The sequence below is a fragment of the Flavobacterium sp. ZB4P23 genome, from assembly GCF_003970375.1.
GTDB lineage: Bacteria > Bacteroidota > Bacteroidia > Flavobacteriales > Flavobacteriaceae > Flavobacterium.
This window is the reverse complement of the sequence record NZ_RYDK01000006.1, coordinates 181,431-206,724: the sequence shown is the minus strand read 5'-3', so window position 1 is coordinate 206,724 and position 25,294 is coordinate 181,431. Positions and strand designations below refer to the sequence as shown.

The following is a 25,294-nucleotide window of genomic DNA, read 5'->3' as shown; positions in this document are numbered from 1 at the left end:
TTAAGTCAATACGCATCAAATTTTGAATAGTCTAACCTATTTTGTTTAAAAAGTGATTATAGGAAGTCAAGCATGTACTTTTATGGTAGCATGTCTTAAAACCAATATTTTAAAAAAATATCTGATATTTATCAAGTTATCGATAGCACAACACCTGTTTTATTGCTATCAGAGTTGCAGATTTAGGATTATTGGTCTCAAATATAGTTCAACCGTGTAGACTAAATTCTATTTGTCAGTTATAGCAGGAATCAATTTAACAAAGTTATTCCACGAGAATCCTTTTTTTGTAGTTTTGTTAAAAAGGAATAGTTGTGATAACAGACATTAATTTATTGGATTTAAATAAAACCTATTCGTATGTGAATTATCTAACTTGGGAATTTCAGAAAAAAATGGAATTAAGAAGGGGAGAGGATTTACTTCTCCTGATCTTTCCGCATCGCATGATAATACGCAGCACGGCTCAATGGTTCGTATTCTTCGGTTTCGCCCAGCATGACGAGTTTGTCATTGTCGGTTTTGCGGAAACTGTAATTCGCGAGATTTCCCGTGCGGGTACACACGGCATGGACTTTGGTTACATATTCAGCAGTTGCCATTAAAGCAGGCATCGGGCCAAAAGGATTTCCCTTGAAATCCATATCCAATCCGGCCACAATAACACGGATTCCCTGATTGGCCAAATCGTTACAGATCTTGACAATTTCGTCATCGAAAAACTGTGCTTCGTCAATGCCCACTACATCACAACCTTGCGCCAAAATTGCAATATTTGCGGCAGCGGGAACGGGCGTAGAACGGATTTCATTAGCATCATGAGAGACCACCATTTCATCATCATAGCGGGTGTCGATTGCTGGTTTGAAAATTTCGACTTTTTGCTTGGCAAATTGCGCTCTTCTCAAACGACGGATCAATTCTTCGGTCTTACCCGAAAACATGGAGCCACAAATGACTTCGATCCAACCAAATTGTTCTTTGTGATTTACTGTATTTTCGAGAAACATTTTGTATTTTTCTGACTTAAAAAATGAATAGTTTTTATTGCTTTATAATAAAGAAACCGACTTAAAAATTGTATACTTTTACGTCGTTTCAAAAGTATAAAATTTATATCAAATGGGAGATTCGAGAGCACTTATTTAAAAAAATAAAAATCGTGTTCACAAAGATTCCCTTTTCTTGGGACGATATCAAACGGAATACGAAAACGCATCAAAAAAGACCCGCTTAACACCCTATAATTTCAACAGACATGAAAAAAAAATTGGAAGCCGATTTAATCAGCATTGCACACAGAATATTACAGCTAAAAAATAAATCTGATATCAATCAATTATATCTGGAAACACAGAAGTTATATGAAAAACTTTCTGTCTTACGATTTGTGGACGAACATTTCAGTGAAGCAAAACCAACCATTGGTATAACGGAAATCAGTAGAGAAATCGCAGCTGTTTTTGATACAACTGATTCCGTTCAACCACAAACAGTTGCGGTACTAGAAGAAACAATAGTTGAAGAAACAGTAGAAACGACTTTGGAACAAACCCAAGAAATAACTCCTTCAGAGGAACCGGATCCAGTTGCAACGGAAGAAGAAAGTGCCGTGGAAGTCCAAGAAACTGAAGCTGATAAAATTCCTGAAGAGGAAATAATTATTGAGGAAGCAGCTGCTGAGAAAACTATCGAAATGCCTTTAGAGCAAGCCGAAGCGCTACTTGAGGAGCATGAAAAAGAAGAGGAAATGGTAGTCGGCGAAACAGTTGTTGCTACGGAAACGGAAGCAGAGGATGAGACAGCAGAACCGGAAGCGCCTTTTGAACCTGCTTTTGAATTATCACAGGAAGAAGAAACGCAGACGGAATTGGAAATGCCAAAGAAAGCGCAAGCGGTGCAAATCTCTTTTGAGGATTTATTAGGAGGCAATTATCACGACACGCTTTTTGTAAAAAAACAGCAAGTAGATAACATTCCAACAGCAATAGTTATTGAAACTCCAAAAGAAAATCTACAACCTGAAGAACCGGAATCAGAAAGTACTCCCGCAGCACCAACCGAAAAAGCAGAGTCAAAAATAGTTTCGCTGAACGAAAAATTAGCTAAAGGAATCAATATCGATTTAAATGACCGCATTGCTTTTATAAAACATCTTTTTGGAAACAGCAGCGAAGATTACAACCGCGTTTTAAATCAATTAATCACATTTGATACTTTCTATGAAACCAGAGATTTTATCCAGGAAATGGTAAAACCGGACTATAACAACTGGGAAGGAAAACAAGAGTATGAAGAACGTTTTATGGATATTATAGAGAAAAAATTTTTGTAAATCGCCTTGAATTGTTCTGAATATACATTTGAACAAATACAGACTTTCTTTAAATTTTGTATTTAATTATTTTATCTATGTCAAAATTATACATCGTTCCTACGCCTATTGGCAATCTCGAAGATATGACTTTTCGAGCGATTCGGATTCTTAAAGAAGTCGATTTGATTCTCGCCGAAGATACGCGTACAAGCGGAAAATTGTTAAAGCATTTCGAAATTGGCACTCACATGTACAGCCATCACATGCACAACGAACACAAAACCATCGAGAATTTAATTTCGAGGTTAAAAGCCGGAGAAAATATCGCCTTAATCTCAGATGCAGGAACGCCAGCGATTTCTGATCCTGGTTTTTTACTGACCCGCGCTTGTGTTGAAAACGGAATTGATGTGGAATGTTTACCGGGTGCAACGGCGTTTGTTCCGGCATTAGTCAACAGTGGTTTACCCAATGATAAATTTGTTTTCGAAGGTTTTTTGCCTGATAAAAAAGGACGTCAAACTAGATATTTAGCGTTGGCAGAAGAAACCAGAACGATGATTTTATATGTTTCTCCACATAAATTAGTAAAAACTTTAGCGGAATTTAGTACCTTTTTTGGCGAAGACCGCCAAATATCGGTTTCCAGAGAATTATCCAAACTACACGAAGAAAATGTTCGCGGAAGCGTGAAAGAAGTGGTCGATCATTTTAATAAAATAGCACCAAGAGGTGAAATTGTCGTCGTGATCAGTGGAAAAACTATCACTAAAGAACCTAAAAAAAGTAAATTTTCGGAAGAAGAATAACCCATAAAAAACTATGAATTTAGAATCCTTTTTAGATAAATTAAAGCAAACGCCAGAAATGATCACGTTTGCAGAAACCATCGCAACAATTGAAGATAACTACGATTTTACTCCTACAGCATTTGAGAATGGTTTGCAACACAATGCAGCTGGAGAAAATTCAGGATCTTGCAAGTTGTTCGCTTTCGCTGAAATTCAAAGTTTATCAGAAGCAGCAACATTAGCCTGTTTTGGAACGTATTATTACGAAGATGTTTTGCAAAATCCAAACGGAACAGATCACCAAAACATCCGCAATTTCATAAAAACCGGATGGGATGGAATTGCATTTTACGGAAGTGCTTTGGTTTCAAAATAAAATTACAATCCGATGTCAGGTCGAGCGCAGTCGAGACACATCAGTTGGTCTCGACTGCGCTCGACCTGACAAAATTCTTAATACAATTTTATAATTCCTAATCAATATGCGTTGGACCCTAAAACCAAAACCTTCCGAAAATGCCGTTCAACATTTGGCGAAAGCATTGAATGTAGAAGATTTTGTGGCCACTTTATTAGTACAACGCGGCATTGAAACTTTTGAAGATGCCAAACGATTTTTTCGTCCGAGTTTAGCTGATTTGCACGATCCGTACTTGATGAAAGATATGGAAAAAGCAGTAGCCCGAATCGAAAAAGCAATTGAAAATGAGGAAAATATTCTTGTTTTTGGCGATTATGATGTCGATGGTACCACCGCAGTTTCTCTCGTTTCTTCCTATTTAAAAACCTATTATCCAAACGTGGCGACTTACATTCCGGATCGTTATGATGAAGGGTACGGAATTTCATTTAAAGGAATTGACTTTGCTGATGACAATGGGTTTTCACTTATCATCGCTTTGGATTGTGGTATAAAATCCATTGATCATGTGGGGTATGCCAAAGCAAAAAACATCGATTTTATCATTTGTGACCACCATAGACCAGGAAATTCTCTGCCTGAAGCCGTTGCTGTTCTCGATCCAAAACGTGATGATTGTAATTATCCTTATGATGAGTTGTGTGGTTGTGGAATAGGTTTCAAATTGATTCAGGCTTTGGGTGTCAACCGAAACCAGACAATTGAGGATTTGGTTCCGTATCTGGATTTAGTATCGGCTGCCATTGCCGCTGATATCGTTCCGATGACCGGAGAAAATCGGGTGCTGGCTTATTTTGGACTGCAAGTTATAAACACGGATCCAAGACCAGGAATCAAAGCTATAATCCACCAGATAAAAAAACAAACTTTAGACATTACCGATGTTGTTTTCATCATCGCCCCCAGGATAAACGCTGCCGGACGGATCAAACACGGCAATCATGCGGTAGAATTATTAACCGAATTTGATTTTGAGCAAGCCCAACAATTTGCTTCTGAAATTGAGGCATATAATTCTGAACGAAAAGATTTAGATAAATTAATTACCAAAGAAGCGTTGCAACAGATTGAGGAAAATAATGAAAAAGAACGTTTTACTTCCGTAGTTTTTCAAGAAGATTGGCACAAAGGTGTGATTGGAATTGTCGCTTCCCGTTTGATTGAAACGTATTACCGTCCAACACTTGTTTTCACCAAAAGTGGCGATAAATATGCGGCTTCGGCACGTTCCGTAAAAGGATTTGATGTGTATAATGCACTCGAAGCGTGTACAGAATATTTGGAACAATTTGGCGGTCACATGTATGCTGCGGGAATGACATTGGCGGCAGAAAACTATCAAATCTTTAAAGACGCTTTCGAAAAAGAAGTGGAAAGAACCATTCATTCGGATATGTTGACACCCGAAATTGCAGTTGACGCCGAGATTGATTTTGCGGATATTACTCCAAAATTAATCCGGATTCTGAAACAATTTGAACCGTACGGACCACAAAATATGACGCCAATTTTCCTGACTAAAAACATTAAAGACACTGGTTATGGAAAACCTATGGGTCAAGAAGAGGAACACCTAAAACTTTTTGTCAAACAAAATAATTCCGAAGGTATTGCTGCAATTGGTTTTAACTTAGGTGATAAAATGGAACTGACTACGCATCAAAAACCTTTTCAAGCGGTCTATTGCATTGATGAAAACGAATGGAAAGGAAAAACAAGCTTGCAATTGCGATTGCGAGATATTAAAGAATGATTATTTGTTATGAAAAAAAAAGACCCGTATTCGGCACTGCGGTATAAAGAATTCAATATTTTTTTGTTATTGCGTTTTGCTATGGTTTTTGGCTGGTCGATGCAATTTATCGTCATTGAATGGGAAGTCTACAGTTTAACCAAAAACCCGTTGTCCTTAGGAATTATTGGATTAATGGAAGTTATTCCAGCCATTTCAATGGCTTTATTTGCCGGACATATAGTCGATCAAAAGGAGAAAAAAGGATTGCTATTTAAATGCATATTAGGATTTTCAATTATTAGTTTGGGCTTGTTTTTATTTACATGGCCACCCTTTATAAAAGACTTTTCTACCCAAACTATTTTATATTCTATTTACTTTTTCGTGTTTTTAGGCGGATTGGTTCGTGCTTTTCTTGGCCCGACGATATTTTCTCTTTTGTCTTTGATTGTTCCTAAAAAATTATATCCCAATGCTGCCACTTGGAGCAGTTCTGTTTGGCAAATAAGTTCCGTTTTAGGACCTGCGGTAGCCGGTTTTTCGATCAATTGGATTGGTGTTCATTGGTCCATGTCCATCGTTTTGGGGTGTTCACTTTTTGCGTTAATCGCTTTAACCCAAATTGCAACGAAACCTATTTTGAATCCAAAAATTGGCGAACCCATTATGGAAAGTTTGAAGGAAGGTGTGAAGTTTGTCTACAACAATAAAACGATTTTAGGTGCTTTATCACTAGATATGATTGCCGTCCTTTTTGGAGGAGCTGTAGCGCTGTTACCCATTTTTGCACAGGATATTTTGAAAGTCGGTCCCCAAGGGTTTGGTGTTTTGAGAGCCGCACCGGCAGTTGGCGCATTTTTGATGCTAATAATATCCGCTTATATTCCTTTTACCAAAAATGCAGGTATGAAATTGTTATCGGCAATTTTTGCGTTTGGGATTTGTATTATCGTTTTTGGACTTTCATCGATTTTTTGGTTGTCAGTTGCGGCTTTATTTTTAAGCGGTGTTTTCGATGGGATTTCGGTGGTGATACGCCAAACTATTTTGCAATTGAAAACTCCGGATCACATGAGAGGCCGAGTTGCAGCCGTGAATTCTATATTTGTGGGTTCCTCTAATGAATTGGGTGCTTTCGAAAGTGGATTAACCGCAAAGCTGATGGGAACTGTTAGCGCAGTGGTCTTTGGTGGAAGCATGACACTGATTACTGTATTTATTACAGGAGCTGTATTCCCTACTTTTAGAAAACTGGACTTGCAAAAAGATATTGAGGAACATGAAAATAGCGAGTAATATTGTCATTGCTTCGCCAGTTTGCTATCACTCGAGTCCGACAAGGGGGAATCACACAATTTGAATAACTTGATGTGATTTCTCCTTCGTCGAAATGACAAACTGCACGGTTGTTAATTACAAAAGTAGAATGGCATTATACATGCTATATTAAAAATTTCAAGATTATTTTACCAAACTTTTATGCTTTTTTATGTTTTATTATTTAGAACAAATATAAATAATACTTATATTTGCTTCAAACTAATGAAACATGCAAGAAATAAAACAAATATATCATAACAATTTAGGCACTGCTTTCTACTGGAGAAAAGATAATGACGTTGTACTGGACAAAGTCCAATTGGTTTTTAGAGAAATGGGTTTTTATTTTACCCAACAGGAACTGCAACTATTTAAACGTTGTATTGAAGACAGCTACATCCAAAACAGATGTTGCGATGATTGTGAACTGAAAAACAAATGCCACAAATTTTTACTAAAAACACCTTGTTCCCAAATTGATTTGGCCGTTTCCATGGAAGAATTAGATGCCGTAAAAGATTTGGTAGAAGGCACTTTGTTTAAAATAAATCTAGATGATTATTTGTATGGAGAGGGAATGAATTAGGGATTGGTTTATTTGCGATAATTGCAAAATATACAAAAAGTATTTTCTTATATGCTTTTCAGTTTTTAATTTGATTGGTATGTTTTTCGTTTTGAATTCTGTAAAACGAAATCATGAAAGATACAATTGCAACGATAATTTTGAAATATGATTTTTTATTATTTTCAAAAGAAAAATCATCCAAGTCGATAGATAAAAAACCAACAGTCAACAATATAATTCCTAAATGAATAAAAAATTTAGATACTTTATTTTCAGTTTTCATAATTTAATTTTTATACTTTTTAATCTCAAAATTCTCGCCGTCAAAAACACCATAAGTAAAATACGTAATCCAGTCACCCAGATTCACATACTCGGAATTTTCTCCTACGGTTACTTTCATAGGCAAATGGCGGTGGCCAAAAATAAGATAATTGTAGTGTTTGGTTTGCAGTTTTCTTTTAGAATAAAGAATCAGCCATTCGTTGTCTTCGCCAAGAAAAGTCACATCTTCATCACCAGAGATCAGTTTGTTTTTTACGGACAGGTATTGCGCCAGTTTAACTCCAATATCCGGATGCAACCATCTGAAAAGCCATTTGAAAAACGGATTGGCAAACACTTTTTTCATGCGTTTGTACCCTAGATCTCCAGGACCTTTTCCATCACCGTGGCCAATAAGGAATGTTTTATCTCCAAAAGTATATTCTTGATTGTCATGAAAAACTGGAATGTTCAATTCCTTCTGAAAATAATCTTCCATCCATAAATCATGGTTTCCCACGAAGAAATAAATAGGGATTCCACTGTCTCGGATTTCGGCCAATTTACCTAAAATACGGATAAACCCTTTTGGAACTACGGTTTTGTATTCGAACCAAAAATCAAATAAATCGCCCAACAGAAAAATAGCTTCAGCATCGTCTTTTACTTCGTCGAGCCAAGCTACGAATTTTTGTTCTCTCGGGAAACTCAATTCGGGTGTTGGTGCGCCAAAATGCTGGTCGGAGGCAAAATATATTTTTTTGTTATTGTGTAATTGCATGAAGTTACAGTATGGATTTCACATTATCACTGGCAAACCATTCCGCGAAAGAAGATTCGGTTTCTTGTAATTTCAAAGAGAAAAGGGTGATTCCTTCGGGTAATCTTCTGATGATTCTTTGAGAAAAATCAACTACCATATTTTCGCTTGTTGGTTGGTACTCTACTAAAATAACATGGTGTCCGCGAACTATTAATTCGTTTGCCAATTCGATATGCGGGGTTGTTCCGTTGAAAACAGTCGCATGGTCAAATTGATCTACTATTTCTTCTTTTACAATTTTCTTTAAATCCGTGAAGTCAATCACCATTCCAAATTTCACATTAGAGCGATCTGAAATTGGGGTTCCAATTACCGTTACTGACAATTTATAACTATGTCCGTGGACATTTTTACATTTCCCATCATAGCCATATAAGGCGTGACCGGTTTCGAAACTAAATTGTTTAGTAATTCTGATATTGCTCATTGGAGTTTAATTTTGATGCAAATTTAGCAAATTGATATGAGAAATGGGATGTAAATATTTTCCCTCCCCAACCCTCCCCAAAGTGGAGGGAGATAGGATGAAATTATTTTGTTTGTAATCCGAATTTGATAATCAACAAATGTTCTAGCCCTGATGGAAACGGCATCCTTTTTATAAGGTGATTTTTTTCCACCTTATAAAAAGATATAGTGTACAGCAGGAAATAGCTCCTGAAATAAATTCAGAATAAATCCTTCGAAAATCACTTTTTGAATTGGGACAATGCTTTTCTGGTAAAATCAGACAACACCAATTTACCCGAAATCGCGGCGCGTTCTAGCAACAATGTATCCCAATGTTGCGTTCCTTCCCAGAAAACCTTTTTCATCTCCAATAAACCTTTTGGATTGTAACCGGATAATTTACCAGTGAAATCAGCTATTGCGGCATCCAGTTCTGTTATGGTTTCAAAAGTATTAGCGTATAATCCTTTGGCTGTGGCCCAATCAGCAGTTTTCCATTCATGGGCTGCGAGGGTCATTTCGGCCATTGCCGTTTTTCCGATTTTCTTCGAAACGACAGGTTCTATTACAAAGGGACCAATTCCGATGGCCAATTCTGATAGTTTTATTGATGCATTTTTTGTCGCCAATGCATAATCACAGGCGGAAGCAATTCCTACGCCTCCACCAACTGCTTTTCCATGAATGCGCCCGACGATAAGCTTGGAACATGAACGCATTGCATTGATCAAATGCGCAAATCCAGAAAAAAATTGTGTTCCTGCTTCTTCATTGGAAACAGCTAAAAGTTCATCAAAAGAAGCACCCGCACAAAAAGCACCCGAGCCTTCACTTTGTATAACTATCACCGAAACGGCTGGATCGGCACTTAAATTATTGAATTCAGTAGTGAGTCGATCTAACAATTCTCTCGGAAAAGAATTACTCGAAGGATGAGCAAATGTAACGGTTGCAATTTTATTATCAATAGTTGTGAAGAGCGAACCTATTGGGTTTTCTGATACCATAGTGGGGATTTTGATGTAAAGTTAAAAAAAGTAAAGGAGGATTTGACTTTTTTTCAAATAGAATGGATTTGTATTTTGAAATTTGCTTTTTGGGAAATTTATATGTTATATTTGCGAACTAGTTTGGGGGATTAGCTCATTTGGCTAGAGTGCTTGCCTGGCAGGCAAGAGGTGATCGGTTCGAATCCGATATTCTCCACAAAACAAAACCGTAAAATCTTTTAATTAAGAGTTTACGGTTTTTTATTTTTAGAAATTATCTGATTACTTTTTAAGACTGCTACAAACTATTTTGGATATTCAATTTTTCCTACTTGTCGCATCACGCGTACAATTTTAGCTTTTCGCCTGTTGATATACGTGGAAGAACTAGTCGCCGAATATTTTCTTGGATTGGGTAATATCGCGGCTATTCCTGCAGCCTGGATTAGTGTTAAACTGGAAGCATCTTTTCGATACCAATGTTCGGTGGCTGCTTGAGCTCCATAGACACCATTCCCCATTTCGATACTGTTCAAGTAGACTTCCATAATGCGTTCCTTTCCCCAAATGATTTCAATCAGAAGAGTGAAATATGCTTCCAATCCTTTTCTCAAATAACTGCGGCCTTGCCAAAGAAATACGTTTTTGGCCGTTTGTTGTGATATTGTGCTTCCTCCTTTTATTCTTCGGCCTCGTTCATTGCTTTTATACGCTTTTTGCATGGCTACAAAATCAAAACCATTATGTTTCAGGAACGTTCCATCTTCACTGGCAATCACGGCTTTTTGAAGATTCATCGAGATGTTTTCAATAGGTTCCCAGTCGTGGCTATAGAAAACTTCTTTCCCACCTACTTTATTTTCAATTGCACGAATCACCATTAATGGGGTAAACGGAACGGGTACAAATTTAAAAAATACCACAAAAAATAAAGAGAGTCCGATGAACCACAACAATATTTTGAATAAAAAACGAATTAGTTTGCTCATAAAAGAGGTTGTTTCTTTTTTAATGGGTTGTTTTGATTTCCTGGGTGTTATTTTCGTTGCCATTATACTAAATCTGCTAATTCTGTTCCAATTAAACTTCCTATTGCCACTCCCATTCCACCCAATCGCACACCGCAATAGACATTATCTGACAGTTGTGAAACGATAGGACTTTTGCTGTTACCAACACCCATAATGCCGCTCCAACGGTGTGCAATTTGGAAATCCTGATTCGGCAAAATTACTTCTTTTAATAATTGTTCCAATTTATTTTGGACAATTTCTGTTTGTCCAAATTCAGTTGTATTTTCCGTTTCAAAATCCAGATTTCTTCCTCCGCCCAGTAGTATTCTATCGCCAATATTCCTAAAATAATAATACCCTCTATCCAAGTGAAAAGTTCCTTTTATATTTAAGTTTTTGATAGGCTCCGTAATTAAAACTTGTGCTCTGGCCGGTTTAACCGCACCATTTGTCAATGTATTAGCAAAACCATTTGTTGCAAACAGTATTTTCTGGGTACTAAAACTAAAATCAGCAAGTGCCACTTCCACTTTATTCCCGTTGTCGAAATAGGAGGTAACGGTTTGTTGATTCAGGATTAAAATATTTTTAGAAACCGCTTCTTTCAACAACGCCTGCATCATATTTCCGGTATCTATTTGTGCTTCAAACGGATTGAAAACTAAATATTCCTCTATCCCGCTAAACCCAAAACAGTTTACTTCCATGGCGAAAACATCGGCTTTGAAAAGTGGTCTTAAGATTTCATTGATAAATGGTAATTTTCCAGCACATTCATTATAGCTACTTTCATCTGCTTTTAAAAACAACTCATATCCGCCGTACGGTTTAAAATCTATCGTGTCATCACCCAATCTTTTTCGCAACAACTGCAAGCCTTGCCACCGTTTTTGAACGAGATGAATGACTTCCTCTTCCGAGTGGGATTTTAAATCATCGATGATTTCTGAGAGACTTCCAAAACAAGCAAAACCGGCATTTTTAGTACTCGCGCCCTGCGGCAACATTCCTTTTTCCAACACTAGAATTTTGCTTTCAGGGAATCTTTCGCGCAAGCGTAATGCAGCATGTAAGCCCACAATACCGCTTCCTACGATGGTATAATTTACATCAGTAAACCAGTTTTTCAACTCCCAATAGCTCAAATCCATGTTTAAATATTTTTATAAAAATAATAATTTTTTGGAGCTAATACCGCTATCCGTTCTAAATAAATTCACTGAACTCCAATTAAAATAAAAGTAGTGTGAAGTAATCTTTTATTTTTTAAAGAAAAAAACAAAGGGATTTCCACTTTTATCGGGGCTAAAAAACAAGTATTAAAAACAAAAAAACATCAAATTAAATTGGCTAATTTTAGCATTCGAAAAAATAAATTATTAAAATGAACAAATTCCTATTTATACCTTTATTAATGATGAGTTTAAATGCTATGGCACAAAATGTAATGACTCCAGAACTGCTCTGGAAACTAGGAAGAGTAACCCCTTTAGGCATTTCCAAAGATGGAAAAAATGTAGTGTATAAAGTAACAACTCCTTCTGTTCAAGAAAATAAATCGGATACAAAATTCTACACTTTACCCGTAAATGGCGGAAATCCAACCGAAGTAAAAGATACCGCAGCCCTGTTAAAAGATAAAAACAGGTCTCCTGACGGGAAATATATCGTTTACAATGAAGAAGTAAAAATGGAGAACGTTCATGGAAAAGATTTTTATCCAGAATTAGTAAAATCAGATGTTCAAATCTATGACGGATTGAATTATCGTCATTGGGATACCTGGAATGAAGGCAAATACAACCATGTTTTTTATAAAGAAAACAAAGAAGGCGCCATGGGAATTGACATTCTGAAAGGCGAAAATTTCGACAGTCCACAAAAACCTTTTGGTGGTGATGAAGATTACATTTGGTCGCCAGACAGCAAAAGTATTCTGTACGTAAGCAAGAAAAAAGCAGGAACTGACTATGCTCTTTCTACCAACACCAATATCTATGAATACAACCTGAAAACTGGGAAAACCAGCAATAGAACGGAAGAAAACCTTGGATATGATACCGCTCCACAATTTTCTCCAACCGGAAATTTGACTTGGTTGCAAATGAAACGAGATGGGTATGAGGCAGATAAAAACGACCTGATAGTTAGTTTCAAAGGAATGAAAATGAACTTAACGGCCAATTGGGATGGAACAGTAGACAATTTCATCTGGAGTAGTGACGGGGAAAAAATATTTTTTGTTGCCCCTGTAGACGGAACAAAGCAGTTGTTTGAAGTTAATTTTCCTGGTCTGACCAATCCAGAAGCTTCGGGAGCAATTACCGTTCGCCAAGTCACCAATGGAGAATTTGATGTCAATGATTTAGTTGGGTTTTCCGGTGATAATATCATTGTAACGAGAACCGACATGAATCATGCGGCAGAACTTTTTTCTTATAATCTGAAGAGAAAGACTTGGAAACAACTGTCTAATGTCAATACTACAATTTATAATTCTTTGGCGCTAAGCAAAACCGAAAGAAGATATGTAACGACAACAGATGGCAAAAAAATGTTAGTTTGGGTGGTTCTTCCTCCTAATTTTGATGCTTCAAAAAAATACCCAACGCTTTTGTATTGTCAAGGCGGACCTCAATCTCCATTGACACAATTTTATTCCTTCCGATGGAATTTACAGCTGATGGCTGCCAACGGCTATATTGTTGTGGCTCCTAACCGTCGTGGAATGCAAGGTCATGGCGTGGAATGGAATGAGCAAATCAGCAAAGATTGGGGCGGACAAGTAATTGATGACTACCTGTCAGCGATTGATGCTATTGCTAAGGAAAAATATGTTGATGCCACTCGTTTAGGATGCGTTGGTGCCAGTTACGGTGGGTATTCTGTTTTCTATCTGGCCGGAATGCACAACAACCGATTCAAAACCTTCATTGCCCATGATGGTGTTTTTAACACCCAAAGCATGTTTGGGACTACCGAAGAAGTTTTCTTTAGCAATTGGGATTTTGGCGGTGCGTACTGGGAAAAAGACAATGCTGTAGCGCAAAAAACCTACACGACATTCAACCCAATGACTCTGGTAGAGAAATGGAACAAACCTATTTTAATTATTCAAGGCGGAAAAGATTTTCGTGTACCAATAGGACAAGGACAGGAAGCGTTCCAAGCAGCACAATTACGAGGAATAAAAAGTAGATTTTTGTATTTCCCGGAAGAAAATCACTGGGTACTAAAACCTCAAAATGCGCAGGTTTGGCAAGGTGAATTTTTCAAATGGCTCAAAGAAACCTTGTAGAAATCATTTTAAAAATAGGAAGCCTCACTTTTTCGTGGGGTTTTTTGTTTGTGTCAAAATATTTTGAATACCTTAACTTTAAATAATTTTGTAATTTTTATCTTTGAAAAATGAATAACAAAAAAAGTTATATTCCGATAAAAGTTTTCCTGAGTTATCTGGTTTTGGCGGTGCTTTTTGCCAGTGTGGGCTGGTTTTTATACTCCGAGAACAAGAATTTTTCAAAAACCGAAGAAAGAATTACCGAGGAAAGCAATACTATTTTACGGGTTAGCAACTTGCTCTCTGATACGTATGAAACGGAAAATTTAGCTCGAATAGCCATTCAATCAGAATCAGAAAAAAATTTTAACAACTATATGAAGAAAAACATGCTGTTAAAAGCAGAAATTGATTCCTTGAAATTGTTTGTCTCCACACCACACCAAATCACTTTACTAGACAGTGTCAAGCAATTGCTATCTAAGAAAACGATAAATATTCAGCAACTTAAACTTATTAAAAATAAAACTGAAAATGAAGATGCGGTGGACGACGCGATTGGTGATTTGACTAAAATGGAGTCTTCCTTGCGGAAACTGGAATTAGAAGATTTTGTAAAAGATCCCGCCAGAATGGGAATTTATCAACGAAATGTCCTTCAGAAATATGTTGCCTACTTAAATCAAAACATTCCGGATGATAGTACCAATACGTTAAGTAAAAAAGCAACCGATTCTATTTTGACGGTTTCTAAAAATTTATTAAATGAGGTAAAAAGAGAAACATCCCAAAAGAAAAAATTATTGAATTTTGAGGAAAATAAATTATTGCAAAATGAACTTTCAATCTCTGACCAGCTAAGAAAAGTCCTTAACACTATAGAACGGGAAATTATAATAAACACCACAAAAAACTATTCGGATAGAGAGAATTCCTTAGCAAAAACGAATCAAATTGTAACCTCTGCGGCTATAATTGGATTATTGCTTACTTTGTTTTTTTTGATTATAATTCTAAATGATTACTCAAAAACCCAATCCTATAAGAAACAATTGGAGGAGGCAAATCTAAAATCCAAAAAATTACTTATTAGTCGGGAGCAACTCATTGCAACTGTAAGCCACGACCTGAAAACCCCTTTAAGCACGATTATTGGCTATACGGAATTATTGGGAAATTCCGATTTAAGCAGTAAACAATGCTATTACACCAAGAACATCAAAGGTTCCTCCGATTATATTTCACAATTGGTTCAGGATCTATTGGATTTTACTCAAATTGAAGCTGGGAAAATCACGATAGAAAAAATCCCGTTTTCGCTGTACGAGATGATTTATGAAGTGGCAAATAGCATTCAATCCGTTTATGCACAAAAACCAATTCAACTGATTGTTGAAATTGACCCTAATCTCGAAAAAAAAATCATTGGGGATCCTTTTCGTTTAAGACAAATAGTATCAAACCTTATTGGAAATGCGTTCAAGTTTACTGAAAAAGGATTCATAAAAATTAGTGTTGAAATCTACTTGGAAACACAATTGATAGCGATACAAATAGAAGATTCCGGGATTGGAATAGCAGAAAAAAACCAAGAACTCATTTTTGAGGAATTCATTCAAGCCGATAAGAATATAGAGAAAAAATATGGCGGGACAGGATTAGGACTTACCATTTCTAAAAAAATGACAGCGATTCTAGGCGGTGCTTTGCATTTGAAAAGTGAATTAGGAAAGGGAAGTTTGTTTACAATCCAAATCCCCTTACTTTTTGATGTCACGGTTTCCGAAAAACAGACTACTGCGAATCCGTCAAAAAAGCACTATACAGCCATACTGATAGATGACGATGAAAGCTTGTTGAAATTAACAACTGAAGTTTTAAAACAAAACCAATATATTGTATTCCCTTTTGCTAGTGCAAAAGAAGCTCTTGATGCGCTATCAAATATTACCTTTGATTTGATTATCACCGATATTCAAATGCCAGTTATGGACGGGTTTTTATTTTTGAAAGAACTCATAGATAATCCCAAATACGAGTATGAAAAACAACCTGTAATAGCGGTCACCGGAAGAAATGATTTAAATCTGAACAACTACACAACCGCAGGATTTACCACTGTAATCAGCAAGCCCTATTCTCCTAATATACTGCTTAAAACACTACAGTCTATTTTGAACAATGACGCAGTTCCCTTTGAAGGAATTCTAAAAAGCAAGCAAACAAAGGAGGAAAGGCCTTATTCATTAAAAGTCTTGAACGCTTTTTTATCTAATGATATAGTTGCTTTAAAAGAAGTGTTACTCTCATTTATAAAAAGTACGGCAGAGAATTTAGAAAATTTAGATCGGTCAGTTTCAAACATTGATTTTATGGAGATTAAGAATACAGCTCATAAAATGGGGCCCATGTTCAAGCAAATTAGCGCATCAGAAATCAGTGTTATTCTAGATGTATTAGAGCAAAAAAACTTAACACTTGAAGAAATAACCATGGCTTCAATTAATTTGAAGCTCAAAATAACAGCTCTTTTTGTCCTGTTAGAAAAGGAATTAAACTAATTGATATTGTATAATTTTAATTTATTATACAGTGTTTTTCTGTTGATTTTCAATAATTTAGCAGCTTCTGTTTTGTTGTTATTGGTTTTAGCTAAAGCTTCCTGAATGACTTCTTTTTCGTTTTGAGACAAAGACAGATCAGAGGTGTCTAGGTTTTCATTTTGAAAAAATTCTGCGGGTAGTGCTGATTTTTCAATGAAATCTCCTTGCGACAAGAGCGTGGCCCTTTTGATGCAATTTTGAAGCTCACGCAGATTGCCCGGCCATCTGTAGTTTTGAAAAATTGTAACTACTTCAGCAGAAAGCCCAATGATTTTTTTGTTTAATTCCTGATTTGATTTTTCAAGAAAAAAATCAGAAAAGAGCATCAAATCTTCGTCACGATCTACCAAAGAGGGGGAATGTATAGAGAACTCATTTATTCTATGGTACAAATCCTCTCTGAATGTCCCATTTTTGACTGCTTCCCGTAAGTCTTCGTTTGTGGCGGTGATGATTCTGATGTCTACATCAATTTCTTTATTGCTTCCTACAGGCTTAATTTTTCTTTCTTGGAGTGCTCTCAATAGTTGGATTTGATTCTCATAGGAAAGATTCCCTATTTCGTCAAGAAATAATGTACCTCTGTTTGCTGCCTCGAAAAATCCAATTTTATCATTTATGGCTCCCGTAAAAGATCCTTTTACATGGCCAAAAAACTCACTTGCAGCTAATTCTTTTGGGATCGATCCACAGTCTACGGCAATGAAATTATTGTTTGTTCTGGAACTGTTCTGGTGAATGCCTTTGGCAATAACTTCCTTTCCCGTTCCGCTTTCGCCGATGATTAAAACTGACATATTTGTTGGGCTGACGAGTTGGATATATTCTGCCAGTTTTTGAGATGCTTTTGAGATCCCCTTTACAAATTCACTAGTCGGTTTTTTGTTTTTTTTATTGTCAGTTTTAGGTTCAGAAATTACTTTGTCAGAATTAGTGTGCGTTTCCATTTGAAGAGAATTTTGAATAACCAATAAAACTTCTTCGGGATTGAATGGTTTAGAAATATAATCTGCCGCCCCATTTTTCATGGCTTTTACAGCAGTATTCACATCAGAATATCCCGTCATTAAGAGGACGGGAACATTAGGATGGGTACTCTTGATTTCTGACATAAGTTTAATTCCATCATAATTTGGAAGTCGTAAATCCGTAATGATGAGGTCAAATTCATTGTTTTTGATTTGAGATTTTGCTTCTTCAGCTGAAAATGTAGCCGTTACTTCATAATCGTTTTTTACCAGAAATTTTTCTAATAATTTACAAAAAGCAACATCATCTTCAATCAATAAAATTTTAGCCATTGTATTTTAACTTTATGGCTAAAATAAAGGTATTAAATTTGTATTTAGCTAATTTTTTGCAAAAAAAGAGAGACTGTTAAAACAATCTCTCTTTTTAAACAAAACTCACCTAAATTATTTATTTATCCAGTTTCCTTCAGCATCCGCATAAACAGTAGCATTCTGGTCTCCAACTGTAATTTCTAGTTTGTATTCTTTATTTTTATTGATGTATGCTTTTCCCAGAATTGCTCCGGGATATGCTTTTTCCATAGCTGTTTTTATTGCTTGAGGAACGGCTTCTGCTTGTACTTCAGTATATTCTTCTTGTAGTAAAACAGATTGATTTTGTGGGTTTTGAACGGGAAGTATTGTTGCAAATGCGGACATGCTTCCTAAAATAATTGCTGCTGATAAAATTAACTTTTTCATAGTATTTTTTTTAAATTGTTATTGTTTTGATGCTTTATTTTTGAATCCATTTCCCAGTTTCATCTGCAAAAAGAATAACTTTTTTCGCTGCTGCAGTCACTTCTAATTTATACTCTTTGTTAGCATTTACGTGTGCTTTGTCCAGAACAGCGTCTGGATGTGCTGCTAGTAAAGCGGTTTTAATAGCATCCGGAACATTTTCTACTTGTACCTCTACATATTCCTCTTGAATGGATAGCGTTTGTACTAGTTCATTTGAAGTTGGAACTGTAGTGGCAAATGCTGTCATACTTCCTAAAATAATTGCTGCTGATAAAATTAACTTTTTCATAGTGTTTCTTTTAAATTGTTATTGTTTTAATGCTTTATTTTTGAATCCATTTCCCAGTAGCATCTGCAAAAAGATTTCCTTTTTTGTCCCCAACAGTCACATCCAGTTTATATTCTTTATTTGCATTTGTATATGCTTTGTCTAGAATTGCATCTGGGTAAGCCGTTTTTAACGCTTTTGTTACAGCTTCCGGCACTTCTTCATTTTTCACTTCAATATATTCTTCTTGAATTGAGGCTGTTTTTGCTGGTGTAGTTGTTGTTTGAGCTGTAGTTGTATATGTTGAAAAACTCGCTATTACAATTGCTGCTGATACCATTAACTTTTTCATACTGTTTTATTTATAGATTATTATTGTTACTTATTATTGTTCAAGTAATTGAAATAATTGTACCAGAGTTATAAAGGAAGGCGCTGTGTCATTAAATATCTGTAATAGAGGTGTTTAATGAAATATGTTTTTTTTAATAAGGAGAAATGTGGGTAAAACGTAGCGTGTTGTGGGTATAAATTACCCGCTTTGTTTTTTTGTAGTGGTTCTAAACAAAAAAACCTTGCATCGCTGCAAGGTTTTTTATTATAGATATGTAAATCTGCTATTCTGGGTCGTTCATTTTGAACGTATCCATAAAAGCGGTTGTGTAATCACCTGCAATATAGCGAGGATCATCCATCAACTGTCTGTGAAAAGGAATGGTAGTTTTTATTCCTTCAATCACAAATTCGTCTAAGGCTCTTCTCATTTTACTAATTGCTTCTTCACGAGTTTGTGCAGTAGTAATTAACTTTGCAATCATAGAATCGTAATTTGGCGGAATTGTATATCCTGAATAAACGTGAGTGTCTAAACGAACACCATGTCCACCGGGCATGTGAAGTGTTGTAATTTTTCCTGGAGAAGGACGGAAATCATTATAAGGATCTTCTGCATTAATTCTACATTCGATGGCGTGCAACTGTGGTAAATAATTTTTACCTGAAATAGATATTCCGGCAGCAACCATAATTTGTTCCCGAATTAAGTCGTAATCAATAACCTGTTCTGTAATAGGATGCTCCACTTGAATACGGGTATTCATCTCCATGAAATAAAAGTTACGGTTTTTATCCACCAAAAACTCAACCGTTCCAGCACCTTCATACTTAATATATTCGGCTGCTTTTACAGCTGCTTCCCCCATTTTCTGACGCAATTCATCGGTCATAAACGGTGATGGAGTTTCCTCGGTCAATTTTTGGTGACGTCTTTGAACAGAACAATCTCTTTCTGAAAGATGACAGGCTTTTCCGTAAGCATCTCCTACAACTTGAATTTCAATATGACGAGGTTCTTCGATTAATTTCTCCAAATACATTCCGTCATTTCCAAAAGCTGCGGCTGATTCCTGACGGGCATCTTCCCAGGCTTTCAACAAATCTTCTTCTTTCCAAACTGCTCTCATCCCTTTTCCACCACCACCGGCAGTAGCTTTAAGCATTACGGGAAAGCCAAAATCTCTTGAAAGCTGTAGCGCTTGTTCATAGGATTCTAAAATCCCAACTGAACCCGGAACACAAGGAACACCCGCTTCTATCATAGTCGATTTTGCAGAAGCTTTATCTCCCATTCTATCAATCATTTCTGGAGAAGCTCCAATGAATTTGATTCCATGTTCTTGACAAATTTTAGAAAACTTAGAGTTTTCAGAAAGGAATCCATATCCTGGATGTATTGCATCTGCATTTGTAATTTCTGCGGCGGCAATTATATTTGACATTTTCAAATAGGACAAGTTGCTTGGAGGTGGTCCTATGCAAACGGCTTCGTCAGCAAACCTTACATGTAAACTTTCGGCATCTGCAGTAGAATACACCGCTACTGTTTTGATCCCCATTTCCTTGCAAGTTCTAATTACGCGTAACGCAATTTCTCCTCTATTTGCAATTAATATTTTTTTAAACATCTTGTTTTGCAATTTTAAATGTTGAATTTTAAATTTTAAATTATTTCAAATAATGAAAAAGCATCATTCAAAATTTATAATTTATAATTTCTTATGATGGATCTACTAAGAATAAAGGTTGGTCAAATTCAACTGGCGACATATCGTCAACCAATATTTTTACGATTTTACCAGAAACTTCAGATTCAATTTCGTTAAATAACTTCATAGCTTCTATTACGCAAAGAACATCTCCTTTAGCGATGCTTTTACCTACTTCAACAAACATCGGTTTATCCGGAGATGGTTTTCTATAAAAAGTTCCAATAATTGGAGATTTTATAGTGATGAAATGAGCGTTTTCTATCGCAGGTACTGCCGGAACAACTGCAACGGGAGCCACTTGTTGTGGAGCTAATGGTTGCTGAAGCACTCCTTGAGCGGGCATTTGCTGTACATAAGTAGTCTCAGTGACATTTCCTTCTAAGGTTGTTCTGATGGTGATTTTCACGTCATCCATCTCTAGTTTAACTTCTGCAACTCCTGAATTTGCGACAAACTTGATTAGATTTTGAATTTCTTTTAAATCCATAATTATTTGTTTTTAGTTTAAATTTATTTTTTGTCGTATGCCCATTTTAGATAAATAGATCCCCAAGTGAATCCACCTCCAAAAGCAGCCAAAATTATCGTATCTCCTTTTTTGAACTGATGTTCAAAATCACTAAGCACTAATGGTAAAGTGGCAGAAGTTGTATTTCCGTACTTTTCGATATTCATTAATACTTTAGATTCTTCTAAATTCATTCTGTTGGCTGTCGCATCAATTATACGTTTATTGGCTTGATGAGGAACCAGCCAATCGACATCTTCATTTGTCAGATTATTTCTTTTCAAAATTAATTCGCTTGAATCTGCCATATTGGTTACGGCGTATTTAAACACTGTTTTCCCGTCTTGAATAATGTTGTGTTTGTTGTCTCTTACCGTTTCAAAAGAGGCAGGGTTAAGTGATCCGCCGGCATCAATTTTAAGAAAATCTCTGCCAATTCCATCACTGCGCAAGTATTCATCCTGCAATCCTAATCCTTCATAGTTAGGTTCAAAGAGTACTGCACCAGCACCATCTCCAAAAATAATACAAGTAGATCGGTCTTTATAATCCACGATAGAAGACATTTTATCAGCACCAATTAAGAGTACTTTTTTATACCTTCCGGATTGAATATAAGCAGCAGCTGTTGACATCCCAAACAAAAAACTGGAACAAGCAGCCTGCAAATCATAAGCAAAAGCATTTGTGGCTCCAATTTGGGTTGCTACATATACGCCTGTTGACGCTACTGGCATGTCGGGCGTTGCGGTTGCCATAATTAGTAGATCGATCTCTAAAGGGTCAATGTTCGCTTTGGCCAATAAATCCTGCGCGGCTTTTATGGCCAAAAAAGAAGTTCCCTTGTCCTTGTCTTTAAGGATTCTTCTTTCTTTTATTCCTGTACGAGAGGTGATCCATTCGTCATTGGTGTCGACCATGGCTTCAAGAGCTTTGTTCGTTAGTACAAAGTCTGGAACATAGGCTCCAACAGCGGTTATTGCGGCTGTGATTGTATTCATTGTATGCGTTTATTTCTAGTCAAATGGTACCATTTGAAAATTTTTAAAAGACTTGAAAATTACAAAAAAAATTCCATTCTCTTTGAATTAGAACTTCTTATTTAACGAAAATTACAAACAACAAAAAAACTCTCACGATGTGAGAGTTCGAATATCATTTACAAAAAATGTATTATGCAACAGCTACAGATTTATCTATAACAACTTGCCCTCTGTAGTACATTTTACCTTCATGCCAATACGCTCTGTGGTATAAATGTGCTTCTCCAGTAATTGGACAAGTAGCAATCTGTGCTACAGTAGCTTTGTAATGTGTTCTTCTTTTATCTCTTCTTGTTTTGGAGATTTTTCTCTTAGGATGTGCCATTTTACTATATTATTTATCCGTTAATAGTTGCTTTAACTTGTCCCAACGCGGGTCAATATTTTCTTCTTCTTTATTTTCTTCTTTTTCTTCCTTTATCGTCAATTCATTGAGTTTTGTCAAGGCTTCAGTCTTTAAACTTCCATCTTGTATGCCCGGATGAACGCGTCTTAAAGGGACTGACAGCACAATCATTTCATAGATATATTGTGCAATATTTATTTCAAACTCTCCGTGGGGCAAAATCAATAATTCGTCGTTGTCATTATTGTAAACCTCATCAAAACGAACGATTAATTTCATTTCGCCCTCAATTGGCAGATCAAAATCTTCGCTGGTAAGATCACATGGCACATTTACAGCCCCTTTGTGATTAAAACGCAACTCTAACAGTGTGCTTTTTTTCTCTAAAACTACATTTACTTTGATCTTTGAATCTTTATATTCATCATAATCAAAGATTTCAAAGAACGCATTACTGATTTGATACTCAAAATGATGTTTCCCTAGCTTTAATCCTATAAAAGGAATTAAATATTCTTTTGTGTTCTTCATTTCAACAACAATTTTCCCCTAAACTTCGGGAGTGCAAAGATATAAAATTATTGCAAATCTAATAATGTTATTCACTTTTTTTTGTTCACAACTGCTTTTCTTTTGTTTTCAATGGTTTTTTGCTAATTTCTGCATATTGATTTCTGGAATGATAAATGTCTATTGCCAGATATACAGCCTCTTTGAAGGAGTTAAAATCAGCTATTCCCTTGCCTGCTATATCATAAGCGGTGCCGTGATCTGGTGAGGTTCTTATTTTATGTAAGCCTGCAGTATAATTTACTCCTTTTCCAAAAGATAATGTTTTGAAAGGAATCAATCCTTGATCGTGGTAGGTTGCTATAACGGCATCGTATTTCTCGTATTGATTACTGCCAAAGAAACCATCTGCAGCAAATGGACCAAATACTAAGATCCCTTTGTCGAACATTTTTTTTAATGTAGGTTTTATAATCAAGTCATCCTCTGTCCCTATGACTCCGCCATCTCCACAATGCGGGTTTAAACCTAAAACTGCTATTTTGGGTTTATTAATGCCAAAATCTTTGATCAAAGTCTGTCTGACCGTTTCGATTTTTCGCACAATCAATTCTTCCGTTAGCTGTGAGGCGACTTCACTAAGCGGAATATGATCTGTCAGCAATCCTATTCTCAAATTATCCTGAACCATCAACATCAAGGCATTGCCTTCTAGTTCTTGGTCTAGGTAATCCGTATGGCCCGGAAACTTAAAATCGTCTGATTGTATATTGAATTTATTTATCGGTGCTGTTACCAGAACGTCTATAACACCTTCTTTGAGTGCTTTCGTCGCTGCAATAAATGATTTTATAGCATATTCCCCTGCCTTAGAATCATCCTTGCCAAGATTTAAATCCACACCTTCTTTCCAGAGGTTTAATACATTGATTTTGCCTAATACGATTTGATCTAATTTGTCGATCCCGTGGAGCAAAGATGTTGATTGAAAACTTTTTTTAACAAAAGACAACAACTTGACATTAGCAAAGATAACTGGAGTGCACAACTCTAACATGCGAGAATCCTCAAATGTTTTTAAAACAACTTCGCTTCCAATACCGTTTAAATCTCCAATAGAAATTCCGACAATTATATTTTCTGCTTTTTTCATAATGACATACCGTTATTTATTGCTAATTTTGAAGTGCAAATTTAGTAAAAAAAACAAGAAATGTTTACAGGAATCATAGAAACCCTTGGTATCATCCAAGAAATAAAAAAAGAAAAAAATAACGTTCATATTACCATAAATGCATCAATTACCACTGAACTTAAGATAGATCAAAGCGTGGCACATAACGGGGTCTGTCTTACGGTTGTTGCTATCAACGACACTTTTTATACCGTAACCGCAATAGACGAAACTATAAAAAAAACAAATTTATCGGATTGGAAAGTTGGAGACAGTATCAATCTGGAAAGAGCAATGAAGCTGGGAGATAGGCTGGACGGACATATTGTTCAGGGACATGTAGACCAAACGGGCACCTGCATCACTGCCGAGCAGACCAACGGCAGCTGGCTTTACACTTTTGAATATGAGGAAAATTGGAACAACATTACCATTGAGAAAGGATCCATTACGGTAAACGGCGTCAGCTTAACGGTTGTGAACTCAAAGAAAAATCAGTTTAGTGTCGCCATTATTCCTTATACATACGAACATACTAATTTTAAAACTTTTGAAGTTGGCACAAAAATAAATCTTGAATTTGATGTCATTGGGAAATACGTGACTAGGCTTTACAAAACCCAATAATACAAAACACTCTTTATTTAAGGTTTTTTTTCACACTGTTATATATCAGCATTGTGCCAAAAATCAACGAGACTATAATTGCGATATAAATATATTCATCTATAGGAGCTGGAGGAGGGTTTTCAGGAGGAGGAGGAGGAGGCTGAGCAATTGTGCTATTCGCAAAGGCAAAAAAGAAAACGATTAAAAAAATAAATTTATTTGTTCCAATCTTCATAGATAGCACAATTAATGATACAAAATATTTATTAAATCTAAAATGTGCTTTATTATCATTTCTAATTTATAATGCATTTTTTTAGCTTCGGTTTTAAAAAAAAGCCTTCAAAATAATTTTGAAGGCTTTTAAACTTAAACTGTGGTCCCACCTGGGCTCGAACCAGGGACCACCTGATTATGAGTCAGGTGCTCTAACCAGCTGAGCTATAGGACCGGTTAAGAG

Annotated in this window: 26 protein-coding genes and 2 tRNA genes; 10 read left to right on the top strand and 18 right to left on the bottom strand. The window is 36.1% G+C overall.

The features are described from left to right. Positions 1–419: 419 nt before the first annotated feature. Complete coding sequence (locus tag EKL99_RS11415) at positions 420–1,010, bottom strand: thymidine kinase (RefSeq protein WP_126451959.1); 591 nt, start codon at positions 1,008–1,010, stop codon at positions 420–422. A 248-nt stretch (positions 1,011–1,258) separates the two neighbouring features. On the opposite strand from EKL99_RS11415, the gene EKL99_RS11410 reads away from it, so the two are divergent. The 6 genes from EKL99_RS11410 to EKL99_RS11385 all read left to right on the top strand — a co-directional run bounded on the left by EKL99_RS11410 (position 1,259) and on the right by EKL99_RS11385 (position 7,170). Then, positions 1,259–2,335: a hypothetical protein gene (locus tag EKL99_RS11410; RefSeq protein ID WP_126576981.1), complete on the top strand. Its 1,077-nt coding sequence runs from the start codon at positions 1,259–1,261 to the stop codon at positions 2,333–2,335. A gap of 77 nt (positions 2,336–2,412) precedes the next feature. After that, positions 2,413–3,126, top strand: a complete 714-nt coding sequence (gene rsmI, locus EKL99_RS11405; RefSeq protein ID WP_126553001.1) for a 16S rRNA (cytidine(1402)-2'-O)-methyltransferase — start codon at positions 2,413–2,415, stop codon at positions 3,124–3,126. A gap of 13 nt (positions 3,127–3,139) precedes the next feature. Then, positions 3,140–3,484 (top strand): HopJ type III effector protein, encoded by a 345-nt coding sequence (locus EKL99_RS11400; RefSeq protein ID WP_126576980.1) that lies wholly within the window; start codon positions 3,140–3,142, stop codon positions 3,482–3,484. A gap of 106 nt (positions 3,485–3,590) precedes the next feature. Beyond that, entirely contained in the window at positions 3,591–5,282 is a 1,692-nt protein-coding gene (gene recJ, locus EKL99_RS11395; protein WP_126576979.1) for a single-stranded-DNA-specific exonuclease RecJ, read from the top strand. 9 nt (positions 5,283–5,291) lie between these two features. Continuing rightward, positions 5,292–6,560, top strand: a complete 1,269-nt coding sequence (locus EKL99_RS11390) for an MFS transporter (RefSeq protein ID WP_126561297.1) — start codon at positions 5,292–5,294, stop codon at positions 6,558–6,560. Between the two features lie 253 nt (positions 6,561–6,813). After that, positions 6,814–7,170 carry a hypothetical protein gene (locus EKL99_RS11385; protein ID WP_126458028.1) on the top strand — a complete coding sequence of 119 codons (357 nt, stop codon included), beginning with the start codon at positions 6,814–6,816 and terminating at the stop codon, positions 7,168–7,170. Between the two features lie 58 nt (positions 7,171–7,228). On the opposite strand, the gene EKL99_RS11380 is transcribed toward EKL99_RS11385, so the two are convergent. The 4 genes from EKL99_RS11380 to EKL99_RS11365 form a co-directional block, all read right to left on the bottom strand. Further along, entirely contained in the window at positions 7,229–7,435 is a 207-nt protein-coding gene (locus EKL99_RS11380; protein ID WP_126515206.1) for a hypothetical protein, read from the bottom strand. A 3-nt stretch (positions 7,436–7,438) separates the two neighbouring features. After that, a complete protein-coding gene (locus EKL99_RS11375) occupies positions 7,439–8,197 on the bottom strand; it encodes a UDP-2,3-diacylglucosamine diphosphatase (RefSeq protein ID WP_126576978.1) in 759 nt (252 codons plus the stop codon). Positions 8,198–8,201: 4 nt separating this feature from the next. Further along, positions 8,202–8,666 carry a 6-carboxytetrahydropterin synthase gene (locus tag EKL99_RS11370; RefSeq protein ID WP_126458035.1) on the bottom strand — a complete coding sequence of 155 codons (465 nt, stop codon included), beginning with the start codon at positions 8,664–8,666 and terminating at the stop codon, positions 8,202–8,204. Positions 8,667–8,928: 262 nt separating this feature from the next. Then, complete coding sequence (locus tag EKL99_RS11365; protein ID WP_126561294.1) at positions 8,929–9,696, bottom strand: enoyl-CoA hydratase/isomerase family protein; 768 nt, start codon at positions 9,694–9,696, stop codon at positions 8,929–8,931. A 125-nt stretch (positions 9,697–9,821) separates the two neighbouring features. Between EKL99_RS11365 and EKL99_RS11360 the strand changes: the two genes are divergently transcribed. Then, positions 9,822–9,895, top strand: a tRNA-Ala gene (locus EKL99_RS11360). A gap of 88 nt (positions 9,896–9,983) precedes the next feature. On the opposite strand, the gene mtgA is transcribed toward EKL99_RS11360, so the two are convergent. Further along, positions 9,984–10,730, bottom strand: coding sequence for a monofunctional biosynthetic peptidoglycan transglycosylase (mtgA, locus tag EKL99_RS11355; protein WP_126553013.1), 747 nt, complete (start codon positions 10,728–10,730; stop codon positions 9,984–9,986). Next, positions 10,730–11,842, bottom strand: coding sequence for an FAD-binding oxidoreductase (locus EKL99_RS11350; protein WP_126553015.1), 1,113 nt, complete (start codon positions 11,840–11,842; stop codon positions 10,730–10,732). The genes mtgA and EKL99_RS11350 overlap by 1 nt, the downstream gene beginning before the upstream one ends. 233 nt (positions 11,843–12,075) lie before the next feature. Between EKL99_RS11350 and EKL99_RS11345 the strand changes: the two genes are divergently transcribed. Both EKL99_RS11345 and EKL99_RS11340 read left to right on the top strand, forming a co-directional pair. Further along, positions 12,076–13,989, top strand: a complete 1,914-nt coding sequence (locus EKL99_RS11345; protein ID WP_126576977.1) for a S9 family peptidase — start codon at positions 12,076–12,078, stop codon at positions 13,987–13,989. Between the two features lie 110 nt (positions 13,990–14,099). Next, positions 14,100–16,532: a response regulator gene (locus EKL99_RS11340; RefSeq protein ID WP_126576976.1), complete on the top strand. Its 2,433-nt coding sequence runs from the start codon at positions 14,100–14,102 to the stop codon at positions 16,530–16,532. Here the strand turns inward: EKL99_RS11340 and EKL99_RS11335 are convergent. From EKL99_RS11335 to pdxA, 10 genes are all read right to left on the bottom strand, one after another. Continuing rightward, a complete protein-coding gene (locus EKL99_RS11335) occupies positions 16,529–17,875 on the bottom strand; it encodes a sigma-54 dependent transcriptional regulator (RefSeq protein ID WP_126576975.1) in 1,347 nt (448 codons plus the stop codon). The two genes, EKL99_RS11340 and EKL99_RS11335, sit on opposite strands and share 4 nt — an antisense overlap. 114 nt (positions 17,876–17,989) lie before the next feature. Continuing rightward, positions 17,990–18,286, bottom strand: coding sequence for a hypothetical protein (locus EKL99_RS11330; RefSeq protein ID WP_126451975.1), 297 nt, complete (start codon positions 18,284–18,286; stop codon positions 17,990–17,992). Between the two features lie 34 nt (positions 18,287–18,320). Then, positions 18,321–18,617: a hypothetical protein gene (locus tag EKL99_RS11325; RefSeq protein ID WP_126458056.1), complete on the bottom strand. Its 297-nt coding sequence runs from the start codon at positions 18,615–18,617 to the stop codon at positions 18,321–18,323. A gap of 34 nt (positions 18,618–18,651) precedes the next feature. Next, entirely contained in the window at positions 18,652–18,948 is a 297-nt protein-coding gene (locus EKL99_RS11320) for a hypothetical protein (protein WP_126458059.1), read from the bottom strand. 265 nt (positions 18,949–19,213) lie between these two features. After that, positions 19,214–20,560 carry an acetyl-CoA carboxylase biotin carboxylase subunit gene (gene accC / locus EKL99_RS11315; protein ID WP_126458062.1) on the bottom strand — a complete coding sequence of 449 codons (1,347 nt, stop codon included), beginning with the start codon at positions 20,558–20,560 and terminating at the stop codon, positions 19,214–19,216. Between the two features lie 91 nt (positions 20,561–20,651). Continuing rightward, complete coding sequence (gene accB, locus EKL99_RS11310) at positions 20,652–21,131, bottom strand: acetyl-CoA carboxylase biotin carboxyl carrier protein (protein WP_126458065.1); 480 nt, start codon at positions 21,129–21,131, stop codon at positions 20,652–20,654. 23 nt (positions 21,132–21,154) lie between these two features. Then, positions 21,155–22,153 carry a beta-ketoacyl-ACP synthase III gene (locus EKL99_RS11305; RefSeq protein WP_126451979.1) on the bottom strand — a complete coding sequence of 333 codons (999 nt, stop codon included), beginning with the start codon at positions 22,151–22,153 and terminating at the stop codon, positions 21,155–21,157. Between the two features lie 172 nt (positions 22,154–22,325). After that, on the bottom strand, positions 22,326–22,520 hold the full coding sequence (rpmF, locus tag EKL99_RS11300) for a 50S ribosomal protein L32 (protein WP_007137315.1): 195 nt from the start codon (positions 22,518–22,520) through the stop codon (positions 22,326–22,328). Between the two features lie 9 nt (positions 22,521–22,529). Beyond that, positions 22,530–23,072 carry a DUF177 domain-containing protein gene (locus EKL99_RS11295; RefSeq protein ID WP_126576974.1) on the bottom strand — a complete coding sequence of 181 codons (543 nt, stop codon included), beginning with the start codon at positions 23,070–23,072 and terminating at the stop codon, positions 22,530–22,532. A gap of 85 nt (positions 23,073–23,157) precedes the next feature. Then, positions 23,158–24,207 carry a 4-hydroxythreonine-4-phosphate dehydrogenase PdxA gene (gene pdxA, locus EKL99_RS11290; RefSeq protein WP_126458071.1) on the bottom strand — a complete coding sequence of 350 codons (1,050 nt, stop codon included), beginning with the start codon at positions 24,205–24,207 and terminating at the stop codon, positions 23,158–23,160. 57 nt (positions 24,208–24,264) lie between these two features. On the opposite strand from pdxA, the gene EKL99_RS11285 reads away from it, so the two are divergent. Continuing rightward, positions 24,265–24,852 (top strand): riboflavin synthase, encoded by a 588-nt coding sequence (locus tag EKL99_RS11285; RefSeq protein WP_126458074.1) that lies wholly within the window; start codon positions 24,265–24,267, stop codon positions 24,850–24,852. Between the two features lie 359 nt (positions 24,853–25,211). On the opposite strand, the gene EKL99_RS11280 is transcribed toward EKL99_RS11285, so the two are convergent. Then, a tRNA-Ile gene (locus EKL99_RS11280) sits at positions 25,212–25,285 on the bottom strand. Between the last annotated feature and the right edge of the window lie 9 nt (positions 25,286–25,294).

What these genes read in the sequence shown, in the direction of transcription:
- EKL99_RS11415 (WP_126451959.1), bottom strand. Translation starts at nt 1,010, where the DNA reads ATGTTTCTCGAAAATACAGTAAATCACAAAGAACAATTTGGTTGGATC.
- EKL99_RS11410 (WP_126576981.1), top strand. Translation starts at nt 1,259, where the DNA reads ATGAAAAAAAAATTGGAAGCCGATTTAATCAGCATTGCACACAGAATA.
- rsmI (WP_126553001.1), top strand. Translation starts at nt 2,413, where the DNA reads ATGTCAAAATTATACATCGTTCCTACGCCTATTGGCAATCTCGAAGAT.
- EKL99_RS11400 (WP_126576980.1), top strand. Translation starts at nt 3,140, where the DNA reads ATGAATTTAGAATCCTTTTTAGATAAATTAAAGCAAACGCCAGAAATG.
- recJ (WP_126576979.1), top strand. Translation starts at nt 3,591, where the DNA reads ATGCGTTGGACCCTAAAACCAAAACCTTCCGAAAATGCCGTTCAACAT.
- EKL99_RS11390 (WP_126561297.1), top strand. Translation starts at nt 5,292, where the DNA reads ATGAAAAAAAAAGACCCGTATTCGGCACTGCGGTATAAAGAATTCAAT.
- EKL99_RS11385 (WP_126458028.1), top strand. Translation starts at nt 6,814, where the DNA reads ATGCAAGAAATAAAACAAATATATCATAACAATTTAGGCACTGCTTTC.
- EKL99_RS11380 (WP_126515206.1), bottom strand. Translation starts at nt 7,435, where the DNA reads ATGAAAACTGAAAATAAAGTATCTAAATTTTTTATTCATTTAGGAATT.
- EKL99_RS11375 (WP_126576978.1), bottom strand. Translation starts at nt 8,197, where the DNA reads ATGCAATTACACAATAACAAAAAAATATATTTTGCCTCCGACCAGCAT.
- EKL99_RS11370 (WP_126458035.1), bottom strand. Translation starts at nt 8,666, where the DNA reads ATGAGCAATATCAGAATTACTAAACAATTTAGTTTCGAAACCGGTCAC.
- EKL99_RS11365 (WP_126561294.1), bottom strand. Translation starts at nt 9,696, where the DNA reads ATGGTATCAGAAAACCCAATAGGTTCGCTCTTCACAACTATTGATAAT.
- mtgA (WP_126553013.1), bottom strand. Translation starts at nt 10,730, where the DNA reads ATGGCAACGAAAATAACACCCAGGAAATCAAAACAACCCATTAAAAAA.
- EKL99_RS11350 (WP_126553015.1), bottom strand. Translation starts at nt 11,842, where the DNA reads ATGGATTTGAGCTATTGGGAGTTGAAAAACTGGTTTACTGATGTAAAT.
- EKL99_RS11345 (WP_126576977.1), top strand. Translation starts at nt 12,076, where the DNA reads ATGAACAAATTCCTATTTATACCTTTATTAATGATGAGTTTAAATGCT.
- EKL99_RS11340 (WP_126576976.1), top strand. Translation starts at nt 14,100, where the DNA reads ATGAATAACAAAAAAAGTTATATTCCGATAAAAGTTTTCCTGAGTTAT.
- EKL99_RS11335 (WP_126576975.1), bottom strand. Translation starts at nt 17,875, where the DNA reads ATGGCTAAAATTTTATTGATTGAAGATGATGTTGCTTTTTGTAAATTA.
- EKL99_RS11330 (WP_126451975.1), bottom strand. Translation starts at nt 18,286, where the DNA reads ATGAAAAAGTTAATTTTATCAGCAGCAATTATTTTAGGAAGCATGTCC.
- EKL99_RS11325 (WP_126458056.1), bottom strand. Translation starts at nt 18,617, where the DNA reads ATGAAAAAGTTAATTTTATCAGCAGCAATTATTTTAGGAAGTATGACA.
- EKL99_RS11320 (WP_126458059.1), bottom strand. Translation starts at nt 18,948, where the DNA reads ATGAAAAAGTTAATGGTATCAGCAGCAATTGTAATAGCGAGTTTTTCA.
- accC (WP_126458062.1), bottom strand. Translation starts at nt 20,560, where the DNA reads ATGTTTAAAAAAATATTAATTGCAAATAGAGGAGAAATTGCGTTACGC.
- accB (WP_126458065.1), bottom strand. Translation starts at nt 21,131, where the DNA reads ATGGATTTAAAAGAAATTCAAAATCTAATCAAGTTTGTCGCAAATTCA.
- EKL99_RS11305 (WP_126451979.1), bottom strand. Translation starts at nt 22,153, where the DNA reads ATGAATACAATCACAGCCGCAATAACCGCTGTTGGAGCCTATGTTCCA.
- rpmF (WP_007137315.1), bottom strand. Translation starts at nt 22,520, where the DNA reads ATGGCACATCCTAAGAGAAAAATCTCCAAAACAAGAAGAGATAAAAGA.
- EKL99_RS11295 (WP_126576974.1), bottom strand. Translation starts at nt 23,072, where the DNA reads ATGAAGAACACAAAAGAATATTTAATTCCTTTTATAGGATTAAAGCTA.
- EKL99_RS11285 (WP_126458074.1), top strand. Translation starts at nt 24,265, where the DNA reads ATGTTTACAGGAATCATAGAAACCCTTGGTATCATCCAAGAAATAAAA.